At 72.9% G+C, this 22,183-nt stretch carries 27 protein-coding genes and 1 pseudogene; 12 read left to right on the forward strand and 16 right to left on the reverse strand.

Annotated elements, in window-relative coordinates:
- Window positions 1-4: 4 nt before the first annotated feature.
- The 3 genes from ACWEVN_RS03990 to ACWEVN_RS04000 are packed head-to-tail and all read right to left on the reverse strand — an operon-like array spanning window position 5 to window position 3,689.
- The gene (locus tag ACWEVN_RS03990; protein WP_452050165.1) at window positions 5-2,215 is read right to left on the reverse strand and encodes a xanthine dehydrogenase family protein molybdopterin-binding subunit; all 2,211 of its coding nucleotides are present in this window, start codon (window positions 2,213-2,215) and stop codon (window positions 5-7) included.
- Complete coding sequence (locus tag ACWEVN_RS03995; RefSeq protein ID WP_452050166.1) at window positions 2,212-3,207, reverse strand: FAD binding domain-containing protein; 996 nt, start codon at window positions 3,205-3,207, stop codon at window positions 2,212-2,214. Before ACWEVN_RS03995 ends, ACWEVN_RS03990 begins: the two co-directional genes overlap by 4 nt.
- Complete coding sequence (locus ACWEVN_RS04000; RefSeq protein ID WP_452050167.1) at window positions 3,204-3,689, reverse strand: 2Fe-2S iron-sulfur cluster-binding protein; 486 nt, start codon at window positions 3,687-3,689, stop codon at window positions 3,204-3,206. The genes ACWEVN_RS03995 and ACWEVN_RS04000 overlap by 4 nt, the downstream gene beginning before the upstream one ends.
- Before the next feature lie 102 nt (window positions 3,690-3,791).
- Here ACWEVN_RS04000 and ACWEVN_RS04005 point away from each other — a divergent pair, with 102 nt between their 5' ends.
- The 5 genes from ACWEVN_RS04005 (at window position 3,792) to ACWEVN_RS04025 (ending at window position 6,914) form a co-directional block, all read left to right on the forward strand.
- Entirely contained in the window at window positions 3,792-4,436 is a 645-nt protein-coding gene (locus ACWEVN_RS04005; RefSeq protein WP_452050168.1) for a TetR family transcriptional regulator, read from the forward strand.
- Between the two features lie 88 nt (window positions 4,437-4,524).
- Entirely contained in the window at window positions 4,525-5,244 is a 720-nt protein-coding gene (locus ACWEVN_RS04010; RefSeq protein ID WP_452050169.1) for a transglycosylase SLT domain-containing protein, read from the forward strand.
- A 1-nt stretch (window position 5,245) separates the two neighbouring features.
- Window positions 5,246-6,253, forward strand: coding sequence for a CHAP domain-containing protein (locus ACWEVN_RS04015; protein WP_452050170.1), 1,008 nt, complete (start codon window positions 5,246-5,248; stop codon window positions 6,251-6,253).
- Window positions 6,250-6,513: a YbaB/EbfC family DNA-binding protein gene (locus tag ACWEVN_RS04020; RefSeq protein ID WP_452050171.1), complete on the forward strand. Its 264-nt coding sequence runs from the start codon at window positions 6,250-6,252 to the stop codon at window positions 6,511-6,513. Before ACWEVN_RS04015 ends, ACWEVN_RS04020 begins: the two co-directional genes overlap by 4 nt.
- A complete protein-coding gene (locus ACWEVN_RS04025; RefSeq protein ID WP_452050172.1) occupies window positions 6,510-6,914 on the forward strand; it encodes a hypothetical protein in 405 nt (134 codons plus the stop codon). Before ACWEVN_RS04020 ends, ACWEVN_RS04025 begins: the two co-directional genes overlap by 4 nt.
- Before the next feature lie 4 nt (window positions 6,915-6,918).
- Here the strand turns inward: ACWEVN_RS04025 and ACWEVN_RS04030 are convergent, their stop codons facing one another.
- A complete protein-coding gene (locus tag ACWEVN_RS04030) occupies window positions 6,919-7,692 on the reverse strand; it encodes an ESX secretion-associated protein EspG (RefSeq protein WP_452050173.1) in 774 nt (257 codons plus the stop codon).
- A gap of 48 nt (window positions 7,693-7,740) precedes the next feature.
- Here ACWEVN_RS04030 and ACWEVN_RS04035 point away from each other — a divergent pair, with 48 nt between their 5' ends.
- Complete coding sequence (locus ACWEVN_RS04035) at window positions 7,741-8,526, forward strand: helix-turn-helix transcriptional regulator (protein ID WP_452050174.1); 786 nt, start codon at window positions 7,741-7,743, stop codon at window positions 8,524-8,526.
- Here the strand turns inward: ACWEVN_RS04035 and ACWEVN_RS04040 are convergent.
- From ACWEVN_RS04040 to ACWEVN_RS04080, 9 genes and pseudogenes are all read right to left on the reverse strand, one after another.
- Window positions 8,438-9,031 carry a hypothetical protein gene (locus tag ACWEVN_RS04040; RefSeq protein ID WP_452050175.1) on the reverse strand — a complete coding sequence of 198 codons (594 nt, stop codon included), beginning with the start codon at window positions 9,029-9,031 and terminating at the stop codon, window positions 8,438-8,440. The two genes, ACWEVN_RS04035 and ACWEVN_RS04040, sit on opposite strands and share 89 nt — an antisense overlap.
- Window positions 9,028-9,720: a hypothetical protein gene (locus ACWEVN_RS04045; RefSeq protein WP_452050176.1), complete on the reverse strand. Its 693-nt coding sequence runs from the start codon at window positions 9,718-9,720 to the stop codon at window positions 9,028-9,030. Before ACWEVN_RS04045 ends, ACWEVN_RS04040 begins: the two co-directional genes overlap by 4 nt.
- Window positions 9,721-10,109: 389 nt before the next feature.
- Window positions 10,110-10,397 (reverse strand): hypothetical protein, encoded by a 288-nt coding sequence (locus tag ACWEVN_RS04050; protein ID WP_452050177.1) that lies wholly within the window; start codon window positions 10,395-10,397, stop codon window positions 10,110-10,112.
- A complete protein-coding gene (locus ACWEVN_RS04055; protein ID WP_452050178.1) occupies window positions 10,394-11,575 on the reverse strand; it encodes a PPE domain-containing protein in 1,182 nt (393 codons plus the stop codon). Before ACWEVN_RS04055 ends, ACWEVN_RS04050 begins: the two co-directional genes overlap by 4 nt.
- Window positions 11,568-11,999, reverse strand: a complete 432-nt coding sequence (locus tag ACWEVN_RS04060; RefSeq protein ID WP_452050179.1) for a hypothetical protein — start codon at window positions 11,997-11,999, stop codon at window positions 11,568-11,570. Before ACWEVN_RS04060 ends, ACWEVN_RS04055 begins: the two co-directional genes overlap by 8 nt.
- A 259-nt stretch (window positions 12,000-12,258) precedes the next feature.
- Window positions 12,259-12,948 (reverse strand): SGNH/GDSL hydrolase family protein, encoded by a 690-nt coding sequence (locus ACWEVN_RS04065; protein ID WP_452050180.1) that lies wholly within the window; start codon window positions 12,946-12,948, stop codon window positions 12,259-12,261.
- A gap of 110 nt (window positions 12,949-13,058) precedes the next feature.
- Window positions 13,059-14,048 (reverse strand): SDR family NAD(P)-dependent oxidoreductase, encoded by a 990-nt coding sequence (locus tag ACWEVN_RS04070; protein ID WP_452050181.1) that lies wholly within the window; start codon window positions 14,046-14,048, stop codon window positions 13,059-13,061.
- A gap of 67 nt (window positions 14,049-14,115) precedes the next feature.
- Window positions 14,116-14,475, reverse strand: a complete 360-nt coding sequence (locus ACWEVN_RS04075) for a hypothetical protein (RefSeq protein WP_452050182.1) — start codon at window positions 14,473-14,475, stop codon at window positions 14,116-14,118.
- Window positions 14,476-14,549: 74 nt separating this feature from the next.
- A pseudogene (locus ACWEVN_RS04080) lies at window positions 14,550-14,704 on the reverse strand (epoxide hydrolase); the annotation flags it as partial.
- 147 nt (window positions 14,705-14,851) lie between these two features.
- Here ACWEVN_RS04080 and ACWEVN_RS04085 point away from each other — a divergent pair.
- From ACWEVN_RS04085 to ACWEVN_RS04100, 4 genes are all read left to right on the forward strand, one after another.
- Window positions 14,852-15,421, forward strand: a complete 570-nt coding sequence (locus tag ACWEVN_RS04085) for a carboxymuconolactone decarboxylase family protein (RefSeq protein ID WP_452050183.1) — start codon at window positions 14,852-14,854, stop codon at window positions 15,419-15,421.
- Window positions 15,414-16,217 (forward strand): helix-turn-helix domain-containing protein, encoded by an 804-nt coding sequence (locus ACWEVN_RS04090; RefSeq protein WP_452050184.1) that lies wholly within the window; start codon window positions 15,414-15,416, stop codon window positions 16,215-16,217. The genes ACWEVN_RS04085 and ACWEVN_RS04090 overlap by 8 nt, the downstream gene beginning before the upstream one ends.
- Before the next feature lie 38 nt (window positions 16,218-16,255).
- A complete protein-coding gene (locus ACWEVN_RS04095) occupies window positions 16,256-16,933 on the forward strand; it encodes an epoxide hydrolase family protein (protein ID WP_452050185.1) in 678 nt (225 codons plus the stop codon).
- 96 nt (window positions 16,934-17,029) lie between these two features.
- Window positions 17,030-17,386 (forward strand): alpha/beta fold hydrolase, encoded by a 357-nt coding sequence (locus ACWEVN_RS04100; RefSeq protein WP_452050186.1) that lies wholly within the window; start codon window positions 17,030-17,032, stop codon window positions 17,384-17,386.
- A gap of 12 nt (window positions 17,387-17,398) precedes the next feature.
- Here ACWEVN_RS04100 and ACWEVN_RS04105 read toward each other — a convergent pair whose 3' ends face one another.
- Genes ACWEVN_RS04105 through ACWEVN_RS04115 form a run of 3 tightly spaced genes read right to left on the reverse strand, consistent with a single transcriptional unit; the run spans window position 17,399 to window position 20,628 of the window.
- Entirely contained in the window at window positions 17,399-18,697 is a 1,299-nt protein-coding gene (locus ACWEVN_RS04105) for an NAD(P)/FAD-dependent oxidoreductase (protein WP_452050187.1), read from the reverse strand.
- Window positions 18,687-19,541 carry an alpha/beta hydrolase gene (locus ACWEVN_RS04110; RefSeq protein ID WP_452050188.1) on the reverse strand — a complete coding sequence of 285 codons (855 nt, stop codon included), beginning with the start codon at window positions 19,539-19,541 and terminating at the stop codon, window positions 18,687-18,689. Before ACWEVN_RS04110 ends, ACWEVN_RS04105 begins: the two co-directional genes overlap by 11 nt.
- Before the next feature lie 10 nt (window positions 19,542-19,551).
- Window positions 19,552-20,628 (reverse strand): amidohydrolase family protein, encoded by a 1,077-nt coding sequence (locus tag ACWEVN_RS04115; RefSeq protein WP_452050189.1) that lies wholly within the window; start codon window positions 20,626-20,628, stop codon window positions 19,552-19,554.
- Between the two features lie 51 nt (window positions 20,629-20,679).
- Between ACWEVN_RS04115 and ACWEVN_RS04120 the strand changes: the two genes are divergently transcribed.
- Entirely contained in the window at window positions 20,680-21,276 is a 597-nt protein-coding gene (locus ACWEVN_RS04120; protein ID WP_452050190.1) for a TetR/AcrR family transcriptional regulator, read from the forward strand.
- 49 nt (window positions 21,277-21,325) lie between these two features.
- Complete coding sequence (locus ACWEVN_RS04125) at window positions 21,326-22,168, forward strand: hypothetical protein (RefSeq protein ID WP_452050191.1); 843 nt, start codon at window positions 21,326-21,328, stop codon at window positions 22,166-22,168.
- The last annotated feature ends 15 nt before the right edge of the window (window positions 22,169-22,183 follow it).

Here is a 22,183-nt window from a genome sequence, read left to right on the forward strand (position 1 = left end):
TGCGTCACAGCAATTTGTCGAGGGTGATGGGGAGGTCGCGGATCCGCTTGCCGGTGGCGTGGTGGACCGCGTTCGCGATGGCCCCGGCGACGCCGGTGATGCCCACCTCGCCCACGCCGAGCGGCATCGTCGGGTCCGGGTCGTCGAGGTAGCCGACGTCGATCGGCGGGATGTCGGCGTGCACCGGGACGTGGTACTCGGCGAGGCTCGGGTTCATGATCCGGCCCGTGCGCGGGTCGACCAGGGTCTCCTCGGCCAGTGCCATGCCGATGCCCATCACGATCCCGCCCCGCAGCTGGCTGGACGCGGTCTTCGCGTTGATCACCCGGCCGACGTCGAACACCCCGACCCACCGCGACACCCGCACCTCGCCGGTGTCCGGATCGACGCGCACCTCGCAGAACTGGGCGCCGCAGGCGGCCTTCATCCAGCGCCGCTGGTCGCGCACGAACTTCGCCATGAACTTCAGCTGGCCGGCCATCCGGCCGAACCGGGTGTCCGAGCCGATGGCCGCCTCGACCGACGGCACGCCGGCCTCGGCCAGGATCGCCGCCGGGCTCTTCCCGGCCGAACCCGAGCGTTTCGCCAGTGCTCCCAGTTCCCGCTTCAGCTTCTCGCACGCGGCCAGGAGACTGTTGGCGATGCTCGCCGTCTGCATGGACCCGCCGGCTCCGGGGCTCACCGGCAGCGTGGAATCGCCGTACTCGACGCGGACCGCTTCGAACGGCACGCCGAGTGCGTCGGCGGCGATCTGCGCCTGCGCCGTCGCGCCGCCCATGCCCATCTCCTGGAAGCCGCACCGCACCAGGACGGTGCCGTCGACCGAAAGCCGGACCGTGACGCCGGCGGTGAACTGCCAGGACGGGTGGTACGCCGACGCGACGCCCATGCCGACCAGCCATCGCCCGTCGCGCATCGAGCCCGGTTCCGGCGTCCGGTCGGCCCAGCCGAACCGCTCGGCGCCCTGCGCGTAGGCCTCGCGCAGCATCCGGTGCGCGAACTTCTTGCCGTCGATGGGGTTGACCGCCGGTTCGTTGCGCATGCGCAGCTCGATCGGGTCGACGCCGACCCGGTAGGCGAGCTCGTCGATCGCCGCCTCCAGGGCGTAGGTCCCGATCGACTCGCCGGGCGCGCGCATCGAGGTGTTCGGGATCAGGTCCAGTTCGACCAGGTTCTGCTGCACCAGGATGTTCTCGGCGGCGTAGAGGTGCTTCGACTGCGACGTCACCTGCTCGGGCCCGCCGCCGACCCGCCCCGTGCGCGTCACGCTGGTGTGGATGAGCGCGGTCAGCCTGCCGTCGGTGCCGGCGCCGAGCGCCACCCGCTGCGTGGACGGGGTGCGGCCGCCGACCGTGCGGTAGACGCCTTCCCGGGTGAGCATCAACCGGACCGGCCGCCGGGTCGCGCGGGCCGCCAGTGCGGCGATGATCGTGCCGGGCCAGACCATGCCCTTGCCGCCGAAGCCGCCGCCGACGAACGGGGCGATCACCCGCACGTTCGCGGCCGGGACACCGAACCGCAGGGCCAGGTGCGTGCGGACCCAGTCGATGCTCTGCGTGCCGTCGTGGACGGTCAGCCGGTCGCCGTCCCAGGCGGCGGTGGTCGCGTGCGGCTCGATCGCGTTGTGGTGGTGCGTTGGCGTGGTGAACCGCAGGTCGAGCGACACCGGTGCCGCGGCGAGTGCGGCCTCGGCATCCCCTTTCTTCGCCGCGCCGGACATGATCAGGTTGCTCTTCTGGGGTTTGGCGTTCTTCTCCTCGGCAGCGAAGTCCACAGTGGATGGACGGGTTTCGTAGGTCACGGTGACCAGCCCGGCGGCTTCGCGAGCGGCGTCGAGGGTGTCGGCGACGACGACCGCCACCGGCTGGCCGTCCCAGTGCACCTCGTCGGTGTTGAGGTAGTCGACCGAGGTGCCGGAGGCCAGGGTGCTGAGGTCGAGCGGGCTGACCTTCGGGGCCGGTTTCAGCGGGGGAGCGTTCAGGTGGGTGAGCACGGCGACGACGCCGGGGACGGCGGCCGCGGCCTCGGTCCCGATCGCGGTGATCCGGCCGCGGCTGATCGTCGAGTGCACCAGCGCCGCGTGCGCCAGGTCGGGGAGGGGGTATTCGGCCGAAAAGCGCGCGGCGCCGGTGGTCTTGGCCGTGCCGTCGACCCGGTCGATCGGACGGCCGACGACCGGGCCGGCGATCTCCGTCGCGGGCAGGGTGGTGGTCATGCCGCACTCCCGTCGGTGCGCAGGCGGCGCAGCGTCGCGACGATCGTGCGCTGCGCCAGCTCGATCTTGAAGGTGTTGTCCGGCCGGGCCGCCGCGGGCGCGAGCTCGGCCGCGGCCGCCCGGCGGAAGGACTCTTCGGTCGCCGGTGCGCCGAGCAGGATCCGCTCGGCCTCGTGGGCTCGCCACGGTTTCGCGGAGACGCCGCCCAGGGCCAGCCGGACGTCGGTCACGACGCCGTCTTCGCTCTCCATCGCCGCCGCGACGGAGACGAGCGCGAAGGCGTAGGACGCGCGGTCGCGCACCTTGCGGTACCGGGAGTTCGCGGCCACCGGGAGGGCCGGCAGCTCGACGGCGGTGATCAGCTCGTCCGCGGCCAGCGCGGTCTCGACCTGCGGTGTGCTGCCGGGCAGGAGGTGCAGCTCGGCCAGCGGGATGCGGCGGACGCCACGCGTGCTCTCCACCTCGACCACCGCGTCGAGCGCGGCCAGCGCGACGGCCATGTCGGAGGGGTGGGTGGCGATGCAGTGGTCGCTGACCCCGAGGATTCCGGCGTTGCGGGCGAACCCGCCGATCGCCGCGCAGCCGCTGCCCGGTGCGCGCTTGTTGCACGCGGCCGCGCCGTCGTAGAAGTACAGGCACCGGGTGCGCTGCAGGAGGTTGCCGCCCACGGTCGCCATGTTCCGCAATTGCGCCGAAGCCCCGTTGAGGACGGCCTGGGCGAGCACCGGGTAGCGGGTCCGGACGCTCGCGTGGGCCGCCAGCCCGCTGTTGCGGACGAGCGCGCCGATCCGCAGGCCGCCGCCGGGCAGGTCCTCGATCCCGGTCAGCGGCAACCGGGTGATGTCGACGACCACGTCGGGCTGCTCGATGTCCTCCCGCATCAGGTCGACGAGGTTCGTCCCGCCGCCGAGGAACTTCGCGTTCGGCTCGGTGGCGATCGCGCGGACCGCCGTCTCGACGTCGGGGGCGCTCAGGTAGGTGAACGACCTCATCCCGCGACCTCCCGGATGGCGTCGACGATCCCGTTGTAGGCGCCGCAGCGGCACAGGTTGCCGCTCATGCGCTCCCGGATCTCCGCGCCGGTCAGTTCGGCGGGGCCGGCGAGGTGCTCGGTGACGGCGCTCGGCGCGCCCTGCGCGTGCTCGGCCAGCATTCCGATGGCCGAGCAGATCTGGCCGGAGGTGCAGTACCCGCACTGGAAGCCGTCGTGGCGGACGAAGGCTCGTTGCAGCGGGTCGTCGACGCCTTCGATGGTGGTGATTTCGCGGCCGGTGTACTGCACGGCGAGCGCGAGGCAGGAGTTGATCCGCTCGCCGTCGGCGAGCACCGTGCACGCCCCGCAGGCACCCTGGTCGCAGCCCTTCTTCGTGCCGGTCAGCCCCAGCCGCTCGCGCAGCGCGTCGAGCAGGCTGACCTGTGGTGGGAGATCGAGCAGCTCCTCGACCCCGTTGACCCGCAACCGCACCTCGACCACGTGAATCCCCTTCGCTCGTGACGGCGCCGCCAATTTAACAGAACGACGTTCTCCTAACAAGAGGACGTCGTTCTGTTAAGTGGACCGTATGATGGCTGAGAAATGTCTCAGTCGATGTTCATGCGGGCCAGGCGGCCGGAGCAGAAGGAGCAGCGGCGCGCGGCCATCCTCGAGGCGGCCCGTGAGCTGGCCCTGGAATCCGGCGTGCGCAACGTGACCCTGGGCAGCGTGGCCACGGCCGTGGGGCTCGCCAAGTCCAACGTCACCCGCTACTTCGGCACCCGCGAGGAGATCTACCTCGAGCTGGCGTCCGCGTGCTGGCGCGACTGGGTGGCCGAAGCCGCCCGCCGGCTCGCGGCCGGGGAAGACGTCGTCGACGTGCTGGCCGAGACGCTCGCCGAACGGACGCTGTTCTGCGACCTGCTGGGCCACACCGCGACGTCGCTGGAGCACAACGTCTCGGTCCCGGCCGCCCGCGACTTCAAGCGAGGGGTGCTCGCCGCCGTCGCCGAACTCGGCACGGCGGTCGCCGAGGCGAGTCCAGACCTGACCGAGGGCGAAGGGTTCGAGCTGGTGGCGGCGGCCAGCGGCTTGGCCGGGATGCTCTACCCGGCCGCGAACCCGCCGCCGACGCTGCTCGAGGTCTACGCCCAGAACCCGGAACTGGCCGTGGCGTGCCGGCCGCTCGCCCCGACGCTGAAGCGCGCCCTCGCCGCCTTGGCCGCCGGATTGCCGTCCTTGCGCTGAAGGCCGGGTGAGCCGGGCGTGCACCGGGGTTGTCCCTGCGTGCAGCACGCCTACCGGACCGGCCGCCCGGGCGGGCAAGGTCGGACCCATGACGAAGCTGAGCGCCGAGCAGATCGCCCGGCACGCCTACGCGGCCGGGTTCCGCGGTCAGGGCCTGACCACCGCGGTCGCGGTCGCGCTGGCCGAGTCCGGCGGCCGGACGACCGCGCACAACGCCACCCCGCCGGACGACTCCTACGGCCTCTGGCAGATCAACATGCTGGGCGCACTCGGGCCCGAACGGCGCCGGCAGTACCACCTGAAGTCCGACGACCAGCTGTTCGACCCGGACACCAACGCGCGGGTCGCGAACCGCATTTCGGGCGACGGCCACGACTTCACGCCCTGGTCGACGTACACGAACGGCGCGTACCGGCACCATCTGACGGCCGCGCGCGAGGCCGCCCGGGACGTCACGAAGCACCACGGGACAGCCGGCGGTGGCGCGCACCCGGGTGGCGGCCCGCTGCGGGTGGACGACGCGGTGCTGCACTCCTACGTGCACCGGACCCGGCACGTCGCCGACGCGCTGGGCACCGCGACCGGGCAGCTGCGCGACGTCCGCGAGATCGCCCGCGACAGCTTCGGGAAGATCGGCGAGGAGTCGGGGTTCGCCGACGCGCTGGCCGGGTTCGGCCTGGCGCTGCAGCGCCAGGTCAAGGGCGTCGGCGCGCACGCCGACGGGCTCGCGTCGGCGGCCGGGAAAGCCGCGAAGTCCTACCGCGACCACGAGACGGCGACCGCCGTCGCGCTGACCGGAAAGGGCTGACATGGACACCGCCGCGCTCGCGCGGTCCTTCGCGAAGGACCTCATCGCGCACCGCAACAAGCTCGCCGGGAAGGCCGAAGACGCCGTCCGCGCCGAATACGCCCTGCACCGGGTGGCCGCGGCGCTGGACGCCCAGCACGACGCCTACCACAAGGAAAGCACGACGGTCCTGGGCCATTGGCAGGGCCACGGCGCCGACGGCTTCCGGCACAACAGCGCGAAGCTGACGAAGGAACTGAAGGTCACCGGCGCGGCCGGTGCGGCGGCGGAGAAGGTCGTCGCGCACGTGGCATCCACAGTGGACAGCGGGCACACGGCCGTGCAGCGCCTGGTCGACGAGTACATCGCCCAGGCCAAGCAGGTGCTCGACGCCGGTGTCGCGGCCGGGACGCAGGCGGCGCTGATGCGGGCCGTCGGGCACGCCGCCGACCTGGCCCCGCGGTACACCCGGCAGTCGGCGTCGACCCTGCGGCACGTCGACGCGGAACTCGAGGCGGCGGCGAAGAAACTGCACGAGCTGCGCACGGACCTGACCCACGACGGGGTCGGGGACAAGACGGCGAAGGCGACGCACCCGAGCAAGGTCTCCGGGCGGGGCAAGGACATCGTCCACGCCGCCCGGAAAGAGCTCGGCACGCGCGAGAACCCGCCGGGCACCAACCGGAACCCGTACGGGCCGGCCGCCGCGTGGTGCTCGTCGTTCGCGACGGCGATGTGGCGCAAGGCCGGCGTGAAGATCCCGGTCCTGCCCTTCAGCGGCGACGTCTACCACTGGGGCGAACGCAACGGGCACGCCTACGGCAAGCACGCGCTGCACGAAGCGCGGCCGGGGGACGTGCTGATCTTCGGCACCGGCCCGCAGAACCCGTCGACGAGCACGCACATCGGCATCGTCGAGAAGGTCGAAGGGAACCAGGTCACGATGATCGAGGGCAACTCCGGGGACGCCGTCCGCCGGAACACGCATTCGCTCTCGGCGTCGACGTTCTACGGAGGGGTCCACCCGTGATCACCGGAAAAGCCGCCGACCGGACGGTCGCCGTGGAGGTCGCGCCCGGAGGGGCGCTGCAGGAGCTGACCCTGGAAGCCGCGGCGCTGCGGCTGGAGCCGGACGAGCTGGCGCGCCGGATCCTGCTGCTGACGGCGGCCGCGTCGGCGCGGGCCACGGCTTCGCTGTGGCACACCCACGACGGTGTCGGCGCCCTCGGCCTGCCCGAGCCGGGGGAAGCCGCGGAAGAGACCACTCCGGACAGCTGGCGGGCCCAGTGACCAGGACGGCGGTGGAGCTGGCCGACGATGCCTTCGCGGCCCCGGAGCCGGGCTACGGGGCCCGGCTGGCCGCGATCCGCGCTTCGGCGGCGGACGACGGCGTGTCGGTGGTGGTCGACCTGCACGGGGGACTGGTCGACCTGCGGTTCGACCGGTGGGCCCTGAACAAGCCGCCGGGGGAGCTGGCCCGGCTGATCCGCCGGCTGGCCGCGGAGGCGGGCGCGGACGCCCTGCGGCAGGGCCGCGAGCTGCTCGGCGACCTGCTGCCGGACGACCCTGACGACACCGACGGCCCGAAGATCGCGTCGCGGCCGGCGAGCGTGACCGACGCCGGGCCGCGGATCCGGCCCCGGCCGGACCCCGGACCCGCCGGCTTCCTGCCCGCGACCTGGGCGACGTGACGGCTCAGCGGACGTCGTCGACCATCCGGGCCAGGCGGTCTTCGAGCCAGGGGCCGTCGGCAGGGGTGAGGGTCACCCACGGCTCGCCGCCCACGTCCTCCGGGGTCACCGCATACCGGCCGGCCGCCGTGTCGAACCACGCCAGCACCGGGCCGCGGCCCGCGGGGCCGGTCGCCGCCAGCTGACCGGCCGTGTCCCGCTGCGCCGTCACCAGCGTCGCCAGCGGCCGGACCGCGCGGCCGGTGATCCCGGCCGTGCTCAGCGCCCGCTCGAACGCGTCGTACCCGCTGCGCGCGTAGGCGTCCATCGCCGCCGAGTACGCGGCCCGGGGGAGGCGCAGCTGGTCGCCGGGGCCCGGCTCGGCGGCGCCGAGCATCCGGGCCACCGCCGGGACAAGGCCGTCCGGGCGCACCGGCTCGAGCACCAGGTCGCGGTCGTCCAGCACGGCGACCACGCCGGCGCCGTTGCGCGCCGCCGCGAGCAGCCGCCACGGCGCTTCCCCCAGCACCAGCCCGTCGATGCTCAGCGACGGCGAACCCAGCAGCACGAGCAGGTCCGCCAGGTCGGGGTCGACGTCGTCGCCGTCGGTGAGGCCCGCCTCGGCGAGGCCGGCGAAGACCTGGACGCCGAGGTCGTCGCGCTCGGCGTGCGTCGCGCCGTGCGACGGCACGTCGAACGGGTACGGCGGCGGCCCGCCCGGCCCCAGGTCCTCCCAGAGGAGATCGAATTCCAGATGCGACAGGATCACTCCCGCCGCCGTCGCGGTGCGCCGCGCCATGGTCCCCCTTCCCGTGCCGAGCGGCCCGGGTCGGGCACGATGGTGCCGATGGCCGAGCCGCAGTCGATGGACGTCCCCGCGAGCGGGTACCTCGTGGTCCGCGCGTCCGGGGCGGCGGTCGCGCGCGCCGCGATCCTCGGCGGCCGCGCCGACCCCGAGGACGTCCAGCTGCTGCTGCGCTGTCCCGTCCCGCGGACGGTCGCCGAGTCCGGCGCGAAGCTGACGTTCGCCGACGCGACGCTGCACCTGCAGCCCTCGGGCGTCGTGCTGCTCACCGTCGCCGCGGCCAAGCTGTCGATCTCCTTCGCCGAGCTGCGGCCGCTGATGTTCCGGCCGGTCGAGGTGGATGCGCCGCTGCGGTCGCTGTTCGCGAGCGCGGTCGCGCACGTCGTGGCGGCCGGTCCGCGGCTCGACCCGCACGGGCTCGCGCACCACCTGCTGGGGCTGGCCGAACTGGTGCTGCGGAGTGCGCTGCGCGTCGAGCTCGACCGCGTCGACGCGTTGGCGGCCCGGCGGCGCGAAGCCCTGGAGTACATGCGCGCCCACCTCGGCGACCAGTCGCTCAGCGCGGACAGGATCGCCGAAGCGCTGTACATCTCGCGCCGGCGGCTGTACCAGCTGTTCGACGACGGCCAGGGCGTCTCGGAACGGCTCAAGGGCCTGCGGGTCGAGCGCGCGAAGGCGTTGCTGGCCGACCCGGCGAAGGCGGGGCGCGGGATCGCGGAGATCGCGCGGGACTGCGGGTTCACCAGCGCCCCGCACTTCTCGCGGACGTTCCGCCAGTCGACCGGCCGGACCCCGCGCGAGTTCCGGGAGCGGGCGCTGCGGGGGTGAGGTCGACGCCCGCGACGAGCGTCCCGGCCAGGCCGGCCACCTCCAGCCAGCCGCGGCCGCCGGGGGAGTGCAGGGTGAACACGGCCGCGCGCGGCCGGTCCGGGTCGAGCACGACGGCCTGCAGCTGCGCCCCGGACAGGCCGATCCGCTCGACGATCACCACCGGGTAGCCGCGGCCGGTCCGCGCGGTGCTGACTTCGCGGATGCCGGGGGTGGTGTCCGCGACGAAGTGACCGAGGTCGGCGGCCTCACCGGGGTCGTCGACGGGGACGACACCGGCGATGAGCAGGGCGGGATCGGCATCGCGGTGTTCGACCAGGGCCAGCAGGCCGGCCCTCTGCTCGTGGGCGATCTCGGCGGACTGGACGGCGGCGGCTTCCAGGCCGAGGTCGCGCGCGGCGTCGGGGCCGCGCAGGCGGGCCATCAGCGTGTGCAGCTCGGCGGTGGTGCGCTCGACGGAGACCAGGGTGACCGGGGTGATCCCCGGAACGGCGGGCAGTTTCACCGGCCACCCAGCGCCGCGGCGAACGCGCCGACGGCCCCCGGCGGCGGCGTGACCGGTGTGGCGGGGGTCTTCGCGACGGTGCCGCCGAGCTCGCGCCCGACGGCCGAGAACGTCTCGAGGTGGGCGGCGATCCCGGCGAAACCGGGAGCTTGGGGCAAGGGGGCGCCGTCGCCGAGGGCCGTCAGCCGCTCGGCGACGCGGGTCGCTTCGGTGTAGTGGGCGCGTTCCAGGTCGCGGGCTTCGGCGAGGACGCGGTCCAGGTCGTTCTGGCGGGCGGCCAGCCGGGCGCGGGCCGCGGTGAGGTCCGGCTGGGCGGCGGGGGAGAACTGCGCTTCGGTTTCGGCCTGTTCGACGTCGTCGCGCGCGGCGGTGACGGCCCGGCGCACGGCGCTGGCGCGCCGGTCGAGGTCCTCGGCCCGGCGGTGGTTCGCGAGGAGGGTGCCGGCCCAGCCTTCGAGGACCCCGGCGGCGGCCCGGAGGCCCTGGCAGGTGGCGGCCAGACCGCCGGCGGCGCGTCCGGCACGGTCCGCGAGCGCTTGCGCGGACCGGCCGGCCCACTCGGGAATCGTGCCGGGGGAGGGGATGTCTTCGAGCCGCGCCGCGGCGGCGGCGCAGCGGCGGGCGGCTTCGGCCACGGCGTCGGGGCTGCCGGGCACCGGGTCGAAGCCGAGGCCCCGGAACTCAGCCATGGGTGCGGGCCGGTCGGTTGGGGGCGGGGGTGGGGTTCGGCTCGGCGGGGGTGGGGCGGTCCAGTGTGGCGAGGGCGCGCTTCGGCTCAGCGGGGGTCGGGCGGTGGGGTGTGGTGAGGGCGGGGTTCGGCTCAGCGGGGGTCGGGGCGTGGGGTGTGGCGGGGGCGGGGTTCGGGTTGCCGAGGGTAGGGCGGTGGGGTGTGGTGAGTGCGCGCTTCGGCTCGCCGGTGGTGGGGCGGTGGGGTGTGGTGAGGGCGGGGTTGGGCTTGCCGGGGGCCGGTCGGCTGGGGGTGAGGGCGCGTTTCGGCTCGCCGGGGGTAGGGCGGTGGGGTGTGGCGAGGGCGCGCTTCGGCTCGCCGGAGGCAGGGCGGTCCGGCCCGCGATCCCGGTCAGCCATCGGCCCGGCCCAGCTCGTCGGCCGCGGCGGCGTCCGTTGCCCGGTATGCGTTCGCGGCCGTCCGGACATCCGCTGCCGCGCCGGCGAAGTCCCTTTCCACCGCCCGCATCCTGCCGGACCACTCGCCGGTCAGCGCGGTGAGTGCCGCCGAGACCCGGGCCGGGCCCAGGTCGTCCGGGACCTCCAGCGAGTGCGCGGCCGAGCGGTACTCCTCCGCCGTGTCCTCCAGGCGCAGCGCCAAGGCGTCGAGGGCGGCCGGGTCGGCGTGGAAGCCGGTCATTCGCCGAACACCGGGGGGTACGCCGGCGGGAGGTCGTCGAGCAGGTCGTAGCCCTTCGCGTACTTGTCGCGGTGCTCGGTGTCCTCCTCGCGCCGCGTGCCCTGGCCCGGCGGGTACATCCCGTACCCACCCGCCGGGCCGCGGCCGCTCGTCCCGCCCGGTCCGAAGCCTGATGTCCCGGCCCCGAACCGTCCCGCGCCGGCTCGGCCGCCTTCGCCGAGCGTCCCGGAGCCCGGCGTCCTGGAGCCCGGCGTTCCGGAGCCCGGCGTTCCGGCCACGGGAACGCCCGCGAAGCCGGGACCGTAGCCGGCCGCGGCCGGCGAACCCGGCCCGGCGGCGCCGATGACCCCGTCCAGCGCGCCCGGCAGCCCGGCGCCGGTGAACGTGGGCGGCAGCGCGGAGGCCGTCGACGTCGAGTCGCCCGGCCCGTCGGGGAAGTCCTCGTGCGGTGGAGCCGGATCGCGGGCGACCGGAGGTGCGGGCGGAGTCCGGACCACCGGTGGCCGTGGTCCGGACCCGGTGGTCACCGGCGGGGCCGTGTCGAACTCCGGGGGCAGGCGGTGGCGGACGTCGTGGCTCGCGCTCTCGTACTGTTCCATCACGCGGACGGCCGCGGCCTTGGCGTCGTCGGCCTCTTTCTTCGTCGGCAGCTTGTCGTCGAGCAGCTGCTCCAGCATGTACGTGCCTTCGGGGCCGTCGAACCGCTTCACCGCGTAGCCCTGCCGGAACCACCGCTCGGCCCAGTAGTGCACCGGCTCCGGCATCCGCTGCCGGGCTTCGCTGACCACGGACGTGTACGTGTCGAGGCCGGACCCGACGCGCTGGGCGTTCTCGCCCACGGTCCTCGCCCAGCCGGTCAGCCGGTCGACCGATGCCGCGGCCTGGTCGGCGGAAGGTCCGCTCCACGACTCCTGCAGCTTCCGGACCAGCACCGACACCTCTTCGGTCGCGTTGCGGACGCCGGCGGCCACTTCCTGCCACCAGGCCGCGTGCTGGCCGAGCTTCGCCGGGACGGCCGACTGCACCATGTCCCACAGCTCGCGGTGCTCGTAGCTGTCCCAATTGATCCGGCCGAACGTGGCTTCGCGGTTGTTGACGGCTTTTTCCCGGCGGACTCGCCGCGCCTTCGCCCGCTGCCGGGCGGTCGGAGCGTGGTGCGTCGAGTGGAACTCAGGCATCGGCTTCCCCCGTCGGCAGGGCCGCGGCGGCCGCTTCGTCGTTGCCCTGGTGCATCGCCACGACCGTGTCGAGCGTCTGCCGCAGCGTCGCGAGCTCGGCCAGGTACGACTGCAGGGCGGCCTGGACCCCGCCGGCCTCGGCGCCGCCGCGCGCCGCGAACGAGCGGCGCATCCAGTGGGCGACCGGTCCCTTGCCGTCGGCCAGGCCGGTGTCGAGGGCACGGGCCGTCTCGAGGTGACGGCTCAGCTCGTCGTAGCGCTCGTCGATGGCCCGCTTGACGTCCTCGACCCCGTCGTAGTGGAGTTCGATGCCGCCGGTGCCCGCGGTGGTCACCGGCTCCGCCACGACCGGCCCGGTCGTCTCGTGCCGCTGCTCGGCGCGCAGCTGCCGCCGCGCGTCGGCCTCGTCCCGCACAGTCGCCATGGAGGTCCTCCCTCGCCACCCAGGCGTCCATCCTGGCCAATGCCCGCCGCGTTGAGAAGAGCGACCCACCCGGGTGCACGGGTGGACAGGAACCCTGCACGGGCGGATACGGAGTCCGGCCGGAGAGTTCTCGGTTCGAGGCCGGGCGGGGGGCAAACCCCATGGGTTGCGAACGCGGCGAGGGCGTGAGTGCTCGGCATCCGGGTGATGACCGCGGGCGACCTCGGCGTGAACCCGTCGGCGGGCTGCTGTTCCCGGTTCAACCGAAGCGACGGCCGGGCGCCTGCGTCGCGGCGCGCACGGGGGCTTCGAAGATGTCCGCGAGGCGGGTGTAGCCGATGTCGTTCGGGTGGAACCAGTCGGCGGCGAGGTTGCCGCGCACCGGGCCCAGCGCGGGGCCCCGCAGGTCGGCCAGGTGCACGCGGGCATCGGTGGCCGCGGCGTCGATCAGCGCGTTGACCGCCCGGGCTTCGGCGTTGCGTCTCGGCAGGGTGGCGACCACCGACCGGCCTGGCGGGAGCTGCGCGAGGAGCCGGGCGAACCGGTCGGCGATGCCGCGGCGGCGGGCCCGGGTGAGCATGTCGTTGGCGCCGACCAGGACGGTCACCAGGGCCGGTGGCGTGGGCAGGGCGAGCAGCCGGGGGAGCTGGTCATCGAGGACGTCGGCGATCCGGGCGCCCGAAGCCGACAGGTTGACCACCGCGAACGGCACGTCGAGCCGGGCGTTCAGGCGGGGAACCCAGCCGCCGTCGACCGTCCCGGCGCCGATGCCTTGGGTCATAGAGTCACCGAGGGCGACCCAAAGGGGCCGGCCGGAGGCGAGTGCCGTGCGGTTGGCTTCGTCCCACGCCCGCGCGAAGGGGACCTTCTGCGCGCGGACCCGGCGTACGCCGGGCAGCACAGCGGCTGCCGCGTCGAGCAGCCGGCCCGACCAGGTGCGCCTCGGCACGGGTGCGTCCTCCTCATCGCCTCTCCCGGCATTCGGAGCCGGCCGCGCGGTGGATGGGGCTGCACTCGCCGGGCCCGAGGCTCGGCACGTCCTCGGGGTCCGGTCCGCGGTCACGAGCTCGCCGCGGGGGTGTCGATCGCGGGTTCGGTGGGCCTGTTCGGGACGTCTGGTCCGGGTGGGGCCGGCCAGTGGCCGTGGATGCGTTCGTGCACCGGGGCCGGGCGGTGCACGGTTCCCGGCGTCGGCCGCCACCGCGCGCGGGTCAGCACGCCCAGCCGGGCCAGCGGGCCGACCAACCGGTCGTAGAGCCGCGGCAGGAGCCGGAACCCGATGATGACGAGGGGATTGCCGGGGCCGACCGGGACGGAGACGTGCCGGCGGGGCCGGTCGGCCAGCCGGGTGATCGCCGCGGCCACCCGTTCCGGGGCCAGGACGGGCCACGGCGGACGGGTGGCGTGGCCGGTGTAGTTGGCCGCTTGGTAGTAGATGGGGGTGTTGATGCTGCCGGGGCTGACGATGCAGACCGACACCCCCGGCTGGTCCCGGGTTTCCTGCTGCAGGGTGCGCAGGACAGCGCGTTGGCCCCATTTCGAGGCGGCGTACGCGCCCATTTGGGGAACAGTGACCGAGCCCAACAGCGAGTTGACGCCGATGAACGTCCCGGCGTGCTGGGCGCGCATGACCGGGAGCACCGCGCGGGCCAGGTGGACGGTGCCGTGCACGGCGATGTCGACGACGGTGGTGAACACCTCCGCCGGCATTTCCTCGACGCTGCCGTAACCCATCACGGCCGCGGTGTGCACGACGACGTCCAGCCGTCCGTGGCGGTCCAGCGTCCGGGTGACGAGCCGGCCGGCCGCGGCGGCGTCGGCGATGTCTTCGGCGTGAGTGTCGACCGTGTCGGCTCCCGCGCGCCGGCAGGCTGCTTCGGCGGCGTCGAGGGCCTCGGGGCTGCGCGAGACCAGCACCAGCTTGTCGGCGCGGGCCGCGAACGCGACCGCGGCGGCCAAGCCGATTCCGCTGCTGGCGCCGACGATCAGCACGACCCGCCCGCCCGCGGGCCGGCTGCGTGAGGCGGCCGGGCTCAGGCGCTTGGGCACGGTGGTCCTCCGGCGCGACGACTGCGTCCCGCGGCCGTAGTCCGCGGAGGTGGTTGTGCGTGGACGGTCATGGGACCAAGCTGGACGCTGCGCAGACCGCGGCCCAGGCGAGGGCGAACACCGCGACTTTCTTCCGAGCCGAACGGTCGGGCAGGCCGGTGCCGAAGATGAGGGCATCGGCGGTGTCGGAGGCGACCCGGGCGGCGAGCGCGACCGTGAGGGGCCGGCCGGGCGGGGCGAACAGCATGGCGAGCCCGATGGCGGCGTCGCGGGCGCCGATGCCCCCGATGAGCGTCCGTGCGGCCGGGGGTACTTCACCCGTCGGTGTGGTCAGGCCGCACGGCTTGGCCAGGACCTTCGGTGCGGCGATGATGGTGGCGCTGTAGGCGGCGGTGGCCACCCCGAGCACGCGGGTCAGCGCGGGCATCGGACACTTCCTTCGCGTCGGATGGGATGTCGAGTGCTCGGCTACCCCGGCCGAAACGATGACAAACCGATGCAGCCGGGCAGCGACGGCGCGACCACGTGGAACGCGTCCGCCGGATCGCCGCCGTGGCCGCGCGGGTCGGTCAGCGGGCCGAGGACGTCCGGGAATTCGAGCACCGAACCCGGCCGGCCGTGGGTGAGCACGAGGGGAACGCGTCCGGCTCCGGCGAGTGACCCGGCCGGAACGGCCGCCCTGATCAACGAAGGCGGCGCCGTGGCCGACGGGGAGCAGGATGACCGGAGTTCCGCCGGGCGGGCCCGGTTGTTTACCTCCGAGGGAATTGGTTCGGTGCAAGCGGTCCCGCAGACTTCGAGCCATGACCGATTACCGGATCCACACCGCCGACACGGCCGACGAGGCCGCCAAGGAACCGCTCGAGGTGCTCGGAAGCGCTTTCGGATTCGTCCCCGCCGCCGCGGGCCTCATGGCGAACTCGCCGGCGCTGATCAACACCTTCTTCTCCGCCTTCGGGCACTTCCGGGGTGGCGGCACGTTCGGTCCGGACGAGCGGCAGGTCCTGCTGCTGGCCAACGCGGTCGCCAACCGCTGTGACTGGGCGGTGGCGTTCCACACGCTGGAGTCGCTCCAGGACGGTGTCGAGCCGGCCGTGGCCGAGGCGATCCGCCGGGGCGAGGCGCCGCCGGACGAGCGGATGGCGGCCCTGTCGGCGTTCACGCAGTCGCTGATCGAGAAGCGGGGCCACGTCGACGACGCGGAGGTGCGGGCGTTCAGGGCGGCAGGCTTCACCGAAGCGCAGGTCTTCGAGGTGATCACCGCGGTGGCGATCTCGGCGATGACGAACTACACAGCCAACCTGGTTCGGCCGCCGCTGGAGGACGCCGTGTTGCCCCACGCCTGGAAGACGGGATACTCGACGGGTGCCTGAGGTGGGTCCCCTGCTGAAACACTGGCGCGCCGCCCGGCGGCTGAGCCAGCTGGCGCTGGCCGCCGAGGCTGCGGTGTCGGTCCGCCACCTGAGTTTCGTCGAGACGGGACGGGCGAACCCGAGCCGCGCCATGGTGCTGAAGCTGGCGGAAGTGCTCGACGTCCCGATGCGGGAGCGCAACACGCTGTTGCTCAGCGCCGGGTTCTCGCCCGAATATCCGGAGTCCGCATTGGACGCACCAGCTCTCGCCGCGGTGCGGGAGGCGTTGGAGACCATTCTCGCCCAGCAGGAACCGTTCCCGGCGCTGGTGATGGACCGCAGCTGGGACATCCGGCACACCAACGACGCCGCCCGGCGCTTCTTCGCCTACCTGCGCAAGGGGCGGGCGGAGAACCCGCCGGGGCCGGCGAACGTGCTCCGCAGGATGTTCCACCCCGACGGGGTGCGGCCCCACGTCGCGAACTGGCCGGAGGTCGCCGAAGCGCTGGTGCGGCGAGCCCGGCGGGAGGCGATCGGTGGCGTCCTCGACGAACGGGCACAGGGCATCCTCGACGAGGTGCTGGCCTACCCGGGTGTGCCGGCACGCCTGCGGGTGGTGGACGCGACGGCGCCGGTCCTGCCGATCGTGCCGATCCGCTACGAGCGCGAGGGGCGGCGGTTCGACTACTTCTCCACGGTGACCACTTTGGGGACGCCGCAGGACGTGACCCTGCAGGAACTGCGCATCGAGTGCTTCTTCCCGATGAACGACGAGACCCGGCAGCACGCCCGCGAACTGGCCGGGCCGCCCGGGTAGCGCCGCCGGTGGTCCGCCGCGAACGCAAGGAGAGAACCATGTCCGACAGGCCCGTGCTCGCGGTCTCCGACGCCGAACTCGGCGAGCTGCGAACGCGGCTGGCCGGCACCCGGTGGCCGGCACCGTGGCCGGTGACCGGCAGGTCGGCGGGTACCGATCCCGGTGAGCTGCGGCGGCTGGTCGCCCATTGGTCGTCCGATTACGACTGGCGCAAGCACGAAGCCGCGATCAACGCCCTTCCCCACCACTTCGCGGACATCGCCGGGACGCCGGTGCACTACCTGCGTTTCGACGGCGAATCCCCGGACGCCTTGCCGATCGTCCTGACCAACGGGTGGCCCAGCTCGTTCCTGGAACTGGCCGGCTTCGCCCAGCGGCTGGCGACACCGTCGGAACACGGGGGTTCCGCGGCGGACTCGTTCACCGTCATCGTCCCGTCGCTGCCCGGTTTCGCCTTCTCCCCGCAACGCCCGTCGCTCGCGGATCCGGTGCAGACCCACGAACTGTGGCACCGGCTGATGCGAGGGGAACTGGGCTTCACCCGGTACGCGGCGCACGGCGGGGACCTGGGCGCGGGCATCACCTCGCGGCTGGCCGATGCCCATCCCGACGCGTTGGCCGGGATCCATCTGATGGCTGTCGCCGCGCCGCTCGCCTACGACGAGAAGAGCCTCACCGCGCAGGAGCGGGCCTACCTCGGCTCGGTGGCGACCTAGTCGGCGGAGGAGGGGGCTTACCAGCACCAGCAGAACACCCGGCCGGTCACCTTGGCCTACGGCCTGGCCGATTCGCCGGCCGGGTTGCTCGCGTGGATGCTCGAAAAGTACCGCGCGTGGAGCGATTGCGGAGGCGACCTGTCGTCGAGGTTCAGCGATGACTTCCTGCTGACGCAGGCGTCGCTCTACTGGTTCACCGACACCATTTCCACCTCGTTCCGGCCGTACTACGAGTACCACGAGAACCTGACCCGCCGGGTCGAGCGGGTCGACGTGCCGACCGCCGTCGCGCTGTTCCCGGCCGACCTCACCCAGCCGCCACGCAGCTGGGCCGAGCGCACCTACAACGTCACGAGGTACACGACGATGCCCCGCGGCGGTCACTTCGCGGCCCACGAAGAACCCGAACTGCTGGCCGGGGACATCACAGACTTCTTCCGGGACTTGCGATGAGGACGGTTCGGCTCAGCCCATCACCGTGCCCGAACTCGCGGTGTTCCGGTTGCGCTTGCGGGAGAACGCGCCCAGGTCGATCTCCAGGCCGGTGCGCGGGGCCCGGAACCGGATGGGCGCCGTGTCGTGGTCGGCGCCGTTCTCCACCTGGTTGATCAGCTCTGTCATCAGCTGCCCCACGACCGGCGCGTTCTTGAACTGGTTGCCGCTCGCGCCGATCGCGACGTAGAAGCCCGCGAGTTCGGTGCGGTCGTAGATCGGGGTCCAGTCGTCGGCGACGTCGTAGACGCCCACGACGCCGCGCGCCCGGTTGGGTACCGTCAGGCTGGGCAACCGCCGTGCCGCTCGTGTCACCTGGGCCTCGAACACCGCGGCCGTCGGGTGGATGTCGACGGTGTCCGGGTCGTCGAGCCACGGCAGCGGGTCGCACTCCGGTTCCGTTCCGCCGACGAGGAGGTCCCCTCCTGTTTCGCCGCGGAAATAGGTGCCCAGGTCCATGTCCGCCACCACGGGCCCGCCGTAGCCCTCACGGACCGGGACGTGCGCTACTTCCTGCCGCATCGGGCGGACCCCGACCGTGAAGTCGGAACCCACGCCGGCCAGCCGGTTCACCGCGCCCGACCACGGACCGGCCGCGTTGACCACGATGGCACCCGGAATCCGGGTGCCGTCCGACAGCCGCACCGACATCACCCGTCCGCCGGCCTGCTCCACCGCTGTCACCGTGCTGCGGAAGCGGAACTCCGCCCCGTGCGCCGAGGCCGCGGCGGCGAGGTTCACGGCGGCGAGGCCCGGGTCCGAGACGTAACCGGCATCCGGGGTGTACACGCCACCGAGCGAGTGTTCCGCGTCCTCCCAGAACTCCTCGTCGTCGAGCCGCTTCGGCGGCCAGTAGCGGCCGGTGTCGATGCCCGGAACGCGCTCGGCCAGGGTCGCGCTGTCCCATTCCTCGTAGGGAACGCCGATCTCGTCGAAGAGCGGCAGCCATGACGCCCGCGGAGCCGCCTCGACGTCGAGCATGACCAGCCCGCTCTTGCGGAACACCGCCAGGTCGCCGACGTCGTGCTCGAGGTGCCCGGCCCAGTCGAGCCAGCCGAACTGCGCCTCCCATGCCGTCGCCACCCCGGCGGTGGTGGAGAAGTTGAACCGGACGATCGCACTCGATGCCGAGGTCGACCCCTGTCCGGCCCCCGCGGCCCGGTCGAGCACGACCACCCGGTGCCCCGCCCGGGCGAGTTCGAGGGCGATCGACGAGCCGATCACCCCGGCCCCGATCACGACCACGTCGGCGCTCAGGCGTTCACCGGGCACGGCAGGTCCTGAGGTAGCTGAGGAACGAGGCCTGCAGGCCGGTCACGTGCGTTTCGCGCAGGACGGCGCTGGTGACGGCTCCGCCGCGGGCGGTCAGGCGGTGCAGGACGGTGGCCGCGTTCTTCGCGAGGTTCTGGTAGACGCCCAGGTCTCCGAGCAGCTCTTGGTCGTTGACAGTCAGGTGGAGTTTCGCGGAAGGCAGGCTGCCGCCCGGTTTTTCGAGCATCGCGAAGATCCGGCTGCCTTCACCGACGACACCGGGGCTGCCCGCTCCGACGCTCTCGAAGAGCGTGCCGCCGGTGAGCCAGGCGTAGAGACCGAAGAGCCCGCCGTAGGAGTAGCCGAAGAGGCCGTGACCGCTCGCTGCCGTGCCGTAGTCGCGTTCGATCCGCGGGTGCAGTTCCCCGGTGAGGAAGCTCAGGAACGCGTCGGCGTGGGTTTCCTTCAATTCGGCGAGGTAGGCGTCGGCTTCCTCGCGGGTCATCGCGCCCGTCCGGATTCCCGTCTCCACCGCCTCGACGAACTCCGGGGCGACGGGCTCGCCGGGTGGCACGAGGTCCCGGTTGCGCAGCCGTGCCCAGTGCTGGGCGTCCTCGCCCGCGTAGCCGACGCTGACTTGGAGGTAGGGCCGGATCCGGTGCATGGGGTCGTTCTGGGTGACGATGAGCGGAGCCGTCAGGCCCACGGCCCAGTTGCCGTCGAGCACGTACACGACCGGCGCCCGCGTCGTGGCGGGGTCGTAGCCGGGCGGGGTGGTGACCCAGACGCCGTAGCCGTGCCCTCCGCTGGAACGCAGCTCGAAGTAGTCGGTGTCGGCGAGGCAGCCTTGCCACATGGTGCTCATCGGAGGTCCTTCACGATTCGGCCGGCCTGGAGAACGAGGACGGCGTTGGCGGGATCAGCGAACAGTTCCGGGTCTTCGACCGGGTTGCCGTTCCACAGCACGAGGTCTGCCTGGGCGCCGGGAGCGATGACTCCCACCTGGCCGGACAGGCCGAGGCCTCCTTGGCGACGGCGAGTGCTTCGGCCATCCGCTCCCGAACCCCCAGCACCCGGTCGCGGGTCGAGGCGTCGAGGCCCGCTCCGGCGGTGTCGTGCAGCAGCTGCTCGACGACGGCGAAGGTGGGCACGAGGGCGACGTCGTGGGTGGCCATCAGGGCGGCCGTGGCTTCATCGAGGTCGGTGCCGTGTTCGACGCAGCGCACCCCGGCCTCGACAGCGTTCCGGATGCCGGCGTTGTTGTGGGCGTGCACCGTCACGTAGGTGCCGCGCGCCGCGGCTTCCTCGACGGCGACGCCGATCTCCTCGACGGTGAACTGGGTGTCGGTCAGCCGGTCGTGCGCGCCCACCACGCCGCCGGTCACACAGAGCTTCAGGAAGGAAGCTCCGCGACGGAAGGCCTCACGCACGTTGCGCCGCAGTTCGTCCGCGTTGCCCGCCATCATGGACAGCGCGCACAGACCCGGCACGTGATGGCTGCGCCACAGCTCGGTGGGTTCCCACTCGGCGCCGTAGTAGCCGTGCCCGCCGATCTGGCACTGCACCGGCCCGCACGACAGGACGCGCGGCCCCCTGATCTTGCCCTTCGCGATCGTGGTGACGAGGCCGCCGTCGACCCCGCCGGTGTCCCGGACGGTGGTGAAACCGGCGTCGAGCGTCGCGCCGGCCGTGGCGAAGATGTCCGCCGCGAGCTCGGCGGCGCTGATCCGGAACGAGAACTGCGGCTGAATCGGGCTCGACAAGCCCAGGTGGACGTGCGCGTCGATCAGGCCGGGCGTCATCGTCAGCCCCTCGGCATCGAGGCGCTCCCCGGCTGTTCCGGTGGCACCGACCTGGGTGATGTGCCCGTCTTCGATGCCGACATCGACGTCGGCCGGGTCGCGACCGGACCCGTCGACGACCGTCGCGCCGACCACCTGAAGACGTCCCACGAGCAGTTCCCTCCACTGGCGCGTTTCTTTTCCAATGGATAAACTGCGGGAGTGATCCTGTCAAGCACGGAACGCAACGGCGACGCACGGCAGCGTCTCCTGGCCCGGCTTCTCGATGCCTTCGGTGAAGCCCTTCCCGCGCCGGAGGTGTCGCTCCGTGAGATCGCCGCCAGGGCCGAGACCAGCCACGCCCTCTTGCGCTACCACTTCGGGTCACTCCCGGGTGTCTTGGCGGCCATGCTCGAGGCGCAGCGATCCCGCGACAACGAGGCACTGCTCGGCGCGGCCCGGCAAGGCAGCTTCGACGACCTCGTCGTGGCGATCTGGCGGACCTATACGCGCCCGGAGCAGCTGTCGCGGGTCCGCGGCTTCTTCCATGTCGTAGGGCTCGCCGCGTACCGCCCGGAGGACTTCCGTGCGTTCATCGACTCCCTCGGCGACCTGACCAAAATGCTGGCCTCGCTCGCCGAACGCGAAGGGCTCGGCAGCGAAGAAGCGCTGACTTTGGCCACCGTCACCGTTGCCGCGATGCGAGGCCTGCTCCTGCAAGAGGTTCTGACGCCGACCGCCCGCTCGGAGGACGCGGTCGCGTTGATCCTGCGCATGAGCAAGGACCGATCCGTTCCACGGACACGCCTGGAGCCTTGAAGCAGGGCACCGTTGCTCCGGAGCGGGCAGGATGGGGTGCAGGGGAGTCGTGCTGGTCGGACGCGCGATCCCGTTCCCGGCCCGAGGATTGGACGCGTACATGGCACGCTCGTCGGTATTCACCTTCCAGTACATCGCCATCGACACCGAGGCCGGGGTGACGCCGGAAGAGTTCGAGACCTTCGTGCGCGGTGAAGGCGTTCACCTGCCCTTGTACCCGGGGTGGCGGTGGACTCTGCTGCGCGGGTTGCGCGGCGAGCGAGCCGGGCAGTACCTGATGCTGTACGAGATCGACAGCGCCGAGCAGCGCGACCGCTACGTCACGGCCCGGGGTGAGCAGACCGAGGCGGCCCGGGCGTTCTGGGCGCGGCACCCGGAGGCGGAGGCGGTCCTGGCGCGGTGGCGGCGGCTGGGCACCTTCGGTGAGCTGCCGACGTTGTTCACCGACTACCGGCTCCTGGCCGACAACCCGCGGAGCACGGTCACGCCCGGCCCCCGCTATCGCGACCGCCCGGGGGAGGAGCCGGTCGCCCGGGTCATCGGGATCCACAACCTGGCGTTGCGCGCCGGGGTGACCGAGGAGACGTTCGACCGCTTCATCGCCGAGAACCACCACCGGATCGACGACTACCCGGACTGGCGGTTCCACGTGCTCAAGGGCGAGCGCGGCAACCGCCTCGACCAGTACGTGATGATGATGGAGATCGCGAGCCTGGCCGCGCTGGACGTCTTCTACCCCGAGCCCGACATCGCCACCGGCGAAGCCGCGGAGTTCGCGGCCGCCCACCGGGACACCAAGCAGATGTACGAGGAGTGGAAGCAGCTGGCCTCGTTCTCCGGCTCACCGCAGATCTACACGGACTACCTCGCCGTCGCGGAGAACCCGGCGTAGTCCCGCGCGGGCTCG

It is taken from the genome of Amycolatopsis sp. NPDC003861 (assembly GCF_053605405.1).

What these genes read in the sequence shown, in the direction of transcription:
- ACWEVN_RS04075 (WP_452050182.1), bottom strand. Translation starts at nt 14,475, where the DNA reads ATGCCCGCGCTGACCCGCGTGCTCGGGGTGGCCACCGCCGCCTACAGC.
- ACWEVN_RS04085 (WP_452050183.1), top strand. Translation starts at nt 14,852, where the DNA reads ATGACCGATTACCGGATCCACACCGCCGACACGGCCGACGAGGCCGCC.
- ACWEVN_RS03995 (WP_452050166.1), bottom strand. Translation starts at nt 3,207, where the DNA reads ATGAGGTCGTTCACCTACCTGAGCGCCCCCGACGTCGAGACGGCGGTC.
- ACWEVN_RS04100 (WP_452050186.1), top strand. Translation starts at nt 17,030, where the DNA reads ATGCTCGAAAAGTACCGCGCGTGGAGCGATTGCGGAGGCGACCTGTCG.
- ACWEVN_RS04060 (WP_452050179.1), bottom strand. Translation starts at nt 11,999, where the DNA reads ATGGCGACTGTGCGGGACGAGGCCGACGCGCGGCGGCAGCTGCGCGCC.
- ACWEVN_RS04055 (WP_452050178.1), bottom strand. Translation starts at nt 11,575, where the DNA reads ATGCCTGAGTTCCACTCGACGCACCACGCTCCGACCGCCCGGCAGCGG.
- ACWEVN_RS04110 (WP_452050188.1), bottom strand. Translation starts at nt 19,541, where the DNA reads ATGAGCACCATGTGGCAAGGCTGCCTCGCCGACACCGACTACTTCGAG.
- ACWEVN_RS04010 (WP_452050169.1), top strand. Translation starts at nt 4,525, where the DNA reads ATGACGAAGCTGAGCGCCGAGCAGATCGCCCGGCACGCCTACGCGGCC.
- ACWEVN_RS04095 (WP_452050185.1), top strand. Translation starts at nt 16,256, where the DNA reads ATGTCCGACAGGCCCGTGCTCGCGGTCTCCGACGCCGAACTCGGCGAG.
- ACWEVN_RS03990 (WP_452050165.1), bottom strand. Translation starts at nt 2,215, where the DNA reads ATGACCACCACCCTGCCCGCGACGGAGATCGCCGGCCCGGTCGTCGGC.
- ACWEVN_RS04035 (WP_452050174.1), top strand. Translation starts at nt 7,741, where the DNA reads ATGGCCGAGCCGCAGTCGATGGACGTCCCCGCGAGCGGGTACCTCGTG.
- ACWEVN_RS04005 (WP_452050168.1), top strand. Translation starts at nt 3,792, where the DNA reads ATGTCTCAGTCGATGTTCATGCGGGCCAGGCGGCCGGAGCAGAAGGAG.
- ACWEVN_RS04015 (WP_452050170.1), top strand. Translation starts at nt 5,246, where the DNA reads ATGGACACCGCCGCGCTCGCGCGGTCCTTCGCGAAGGACCTCATCGCG.
- ACWEVN_RS04050 (WP_452050177.1), bottom strand. Translation starts at nt 10,397, where the DNA reads ATGACCGGCTTCCACGCCGACCCGGCCGCCCTCGACGCCTTGGCGCTG.
- ACWEVN_RS04030 (WP_452050173.1), bottom strand. Translation starts at nt 7,692, where the DNA reads ATGGCGCGGCGCACCGCGACGGCGGCGGGAGTGATCCTGTCGCATCTG.
- ACWEVN_RS04045 (WP_452050176.1), bottom strand. Translation starts at nt 9,720, where the DNA reads ATGGCTGAGTTCCGGGGCCTCGGCTTCGACCCGGTGCCCGGCAGCCCC.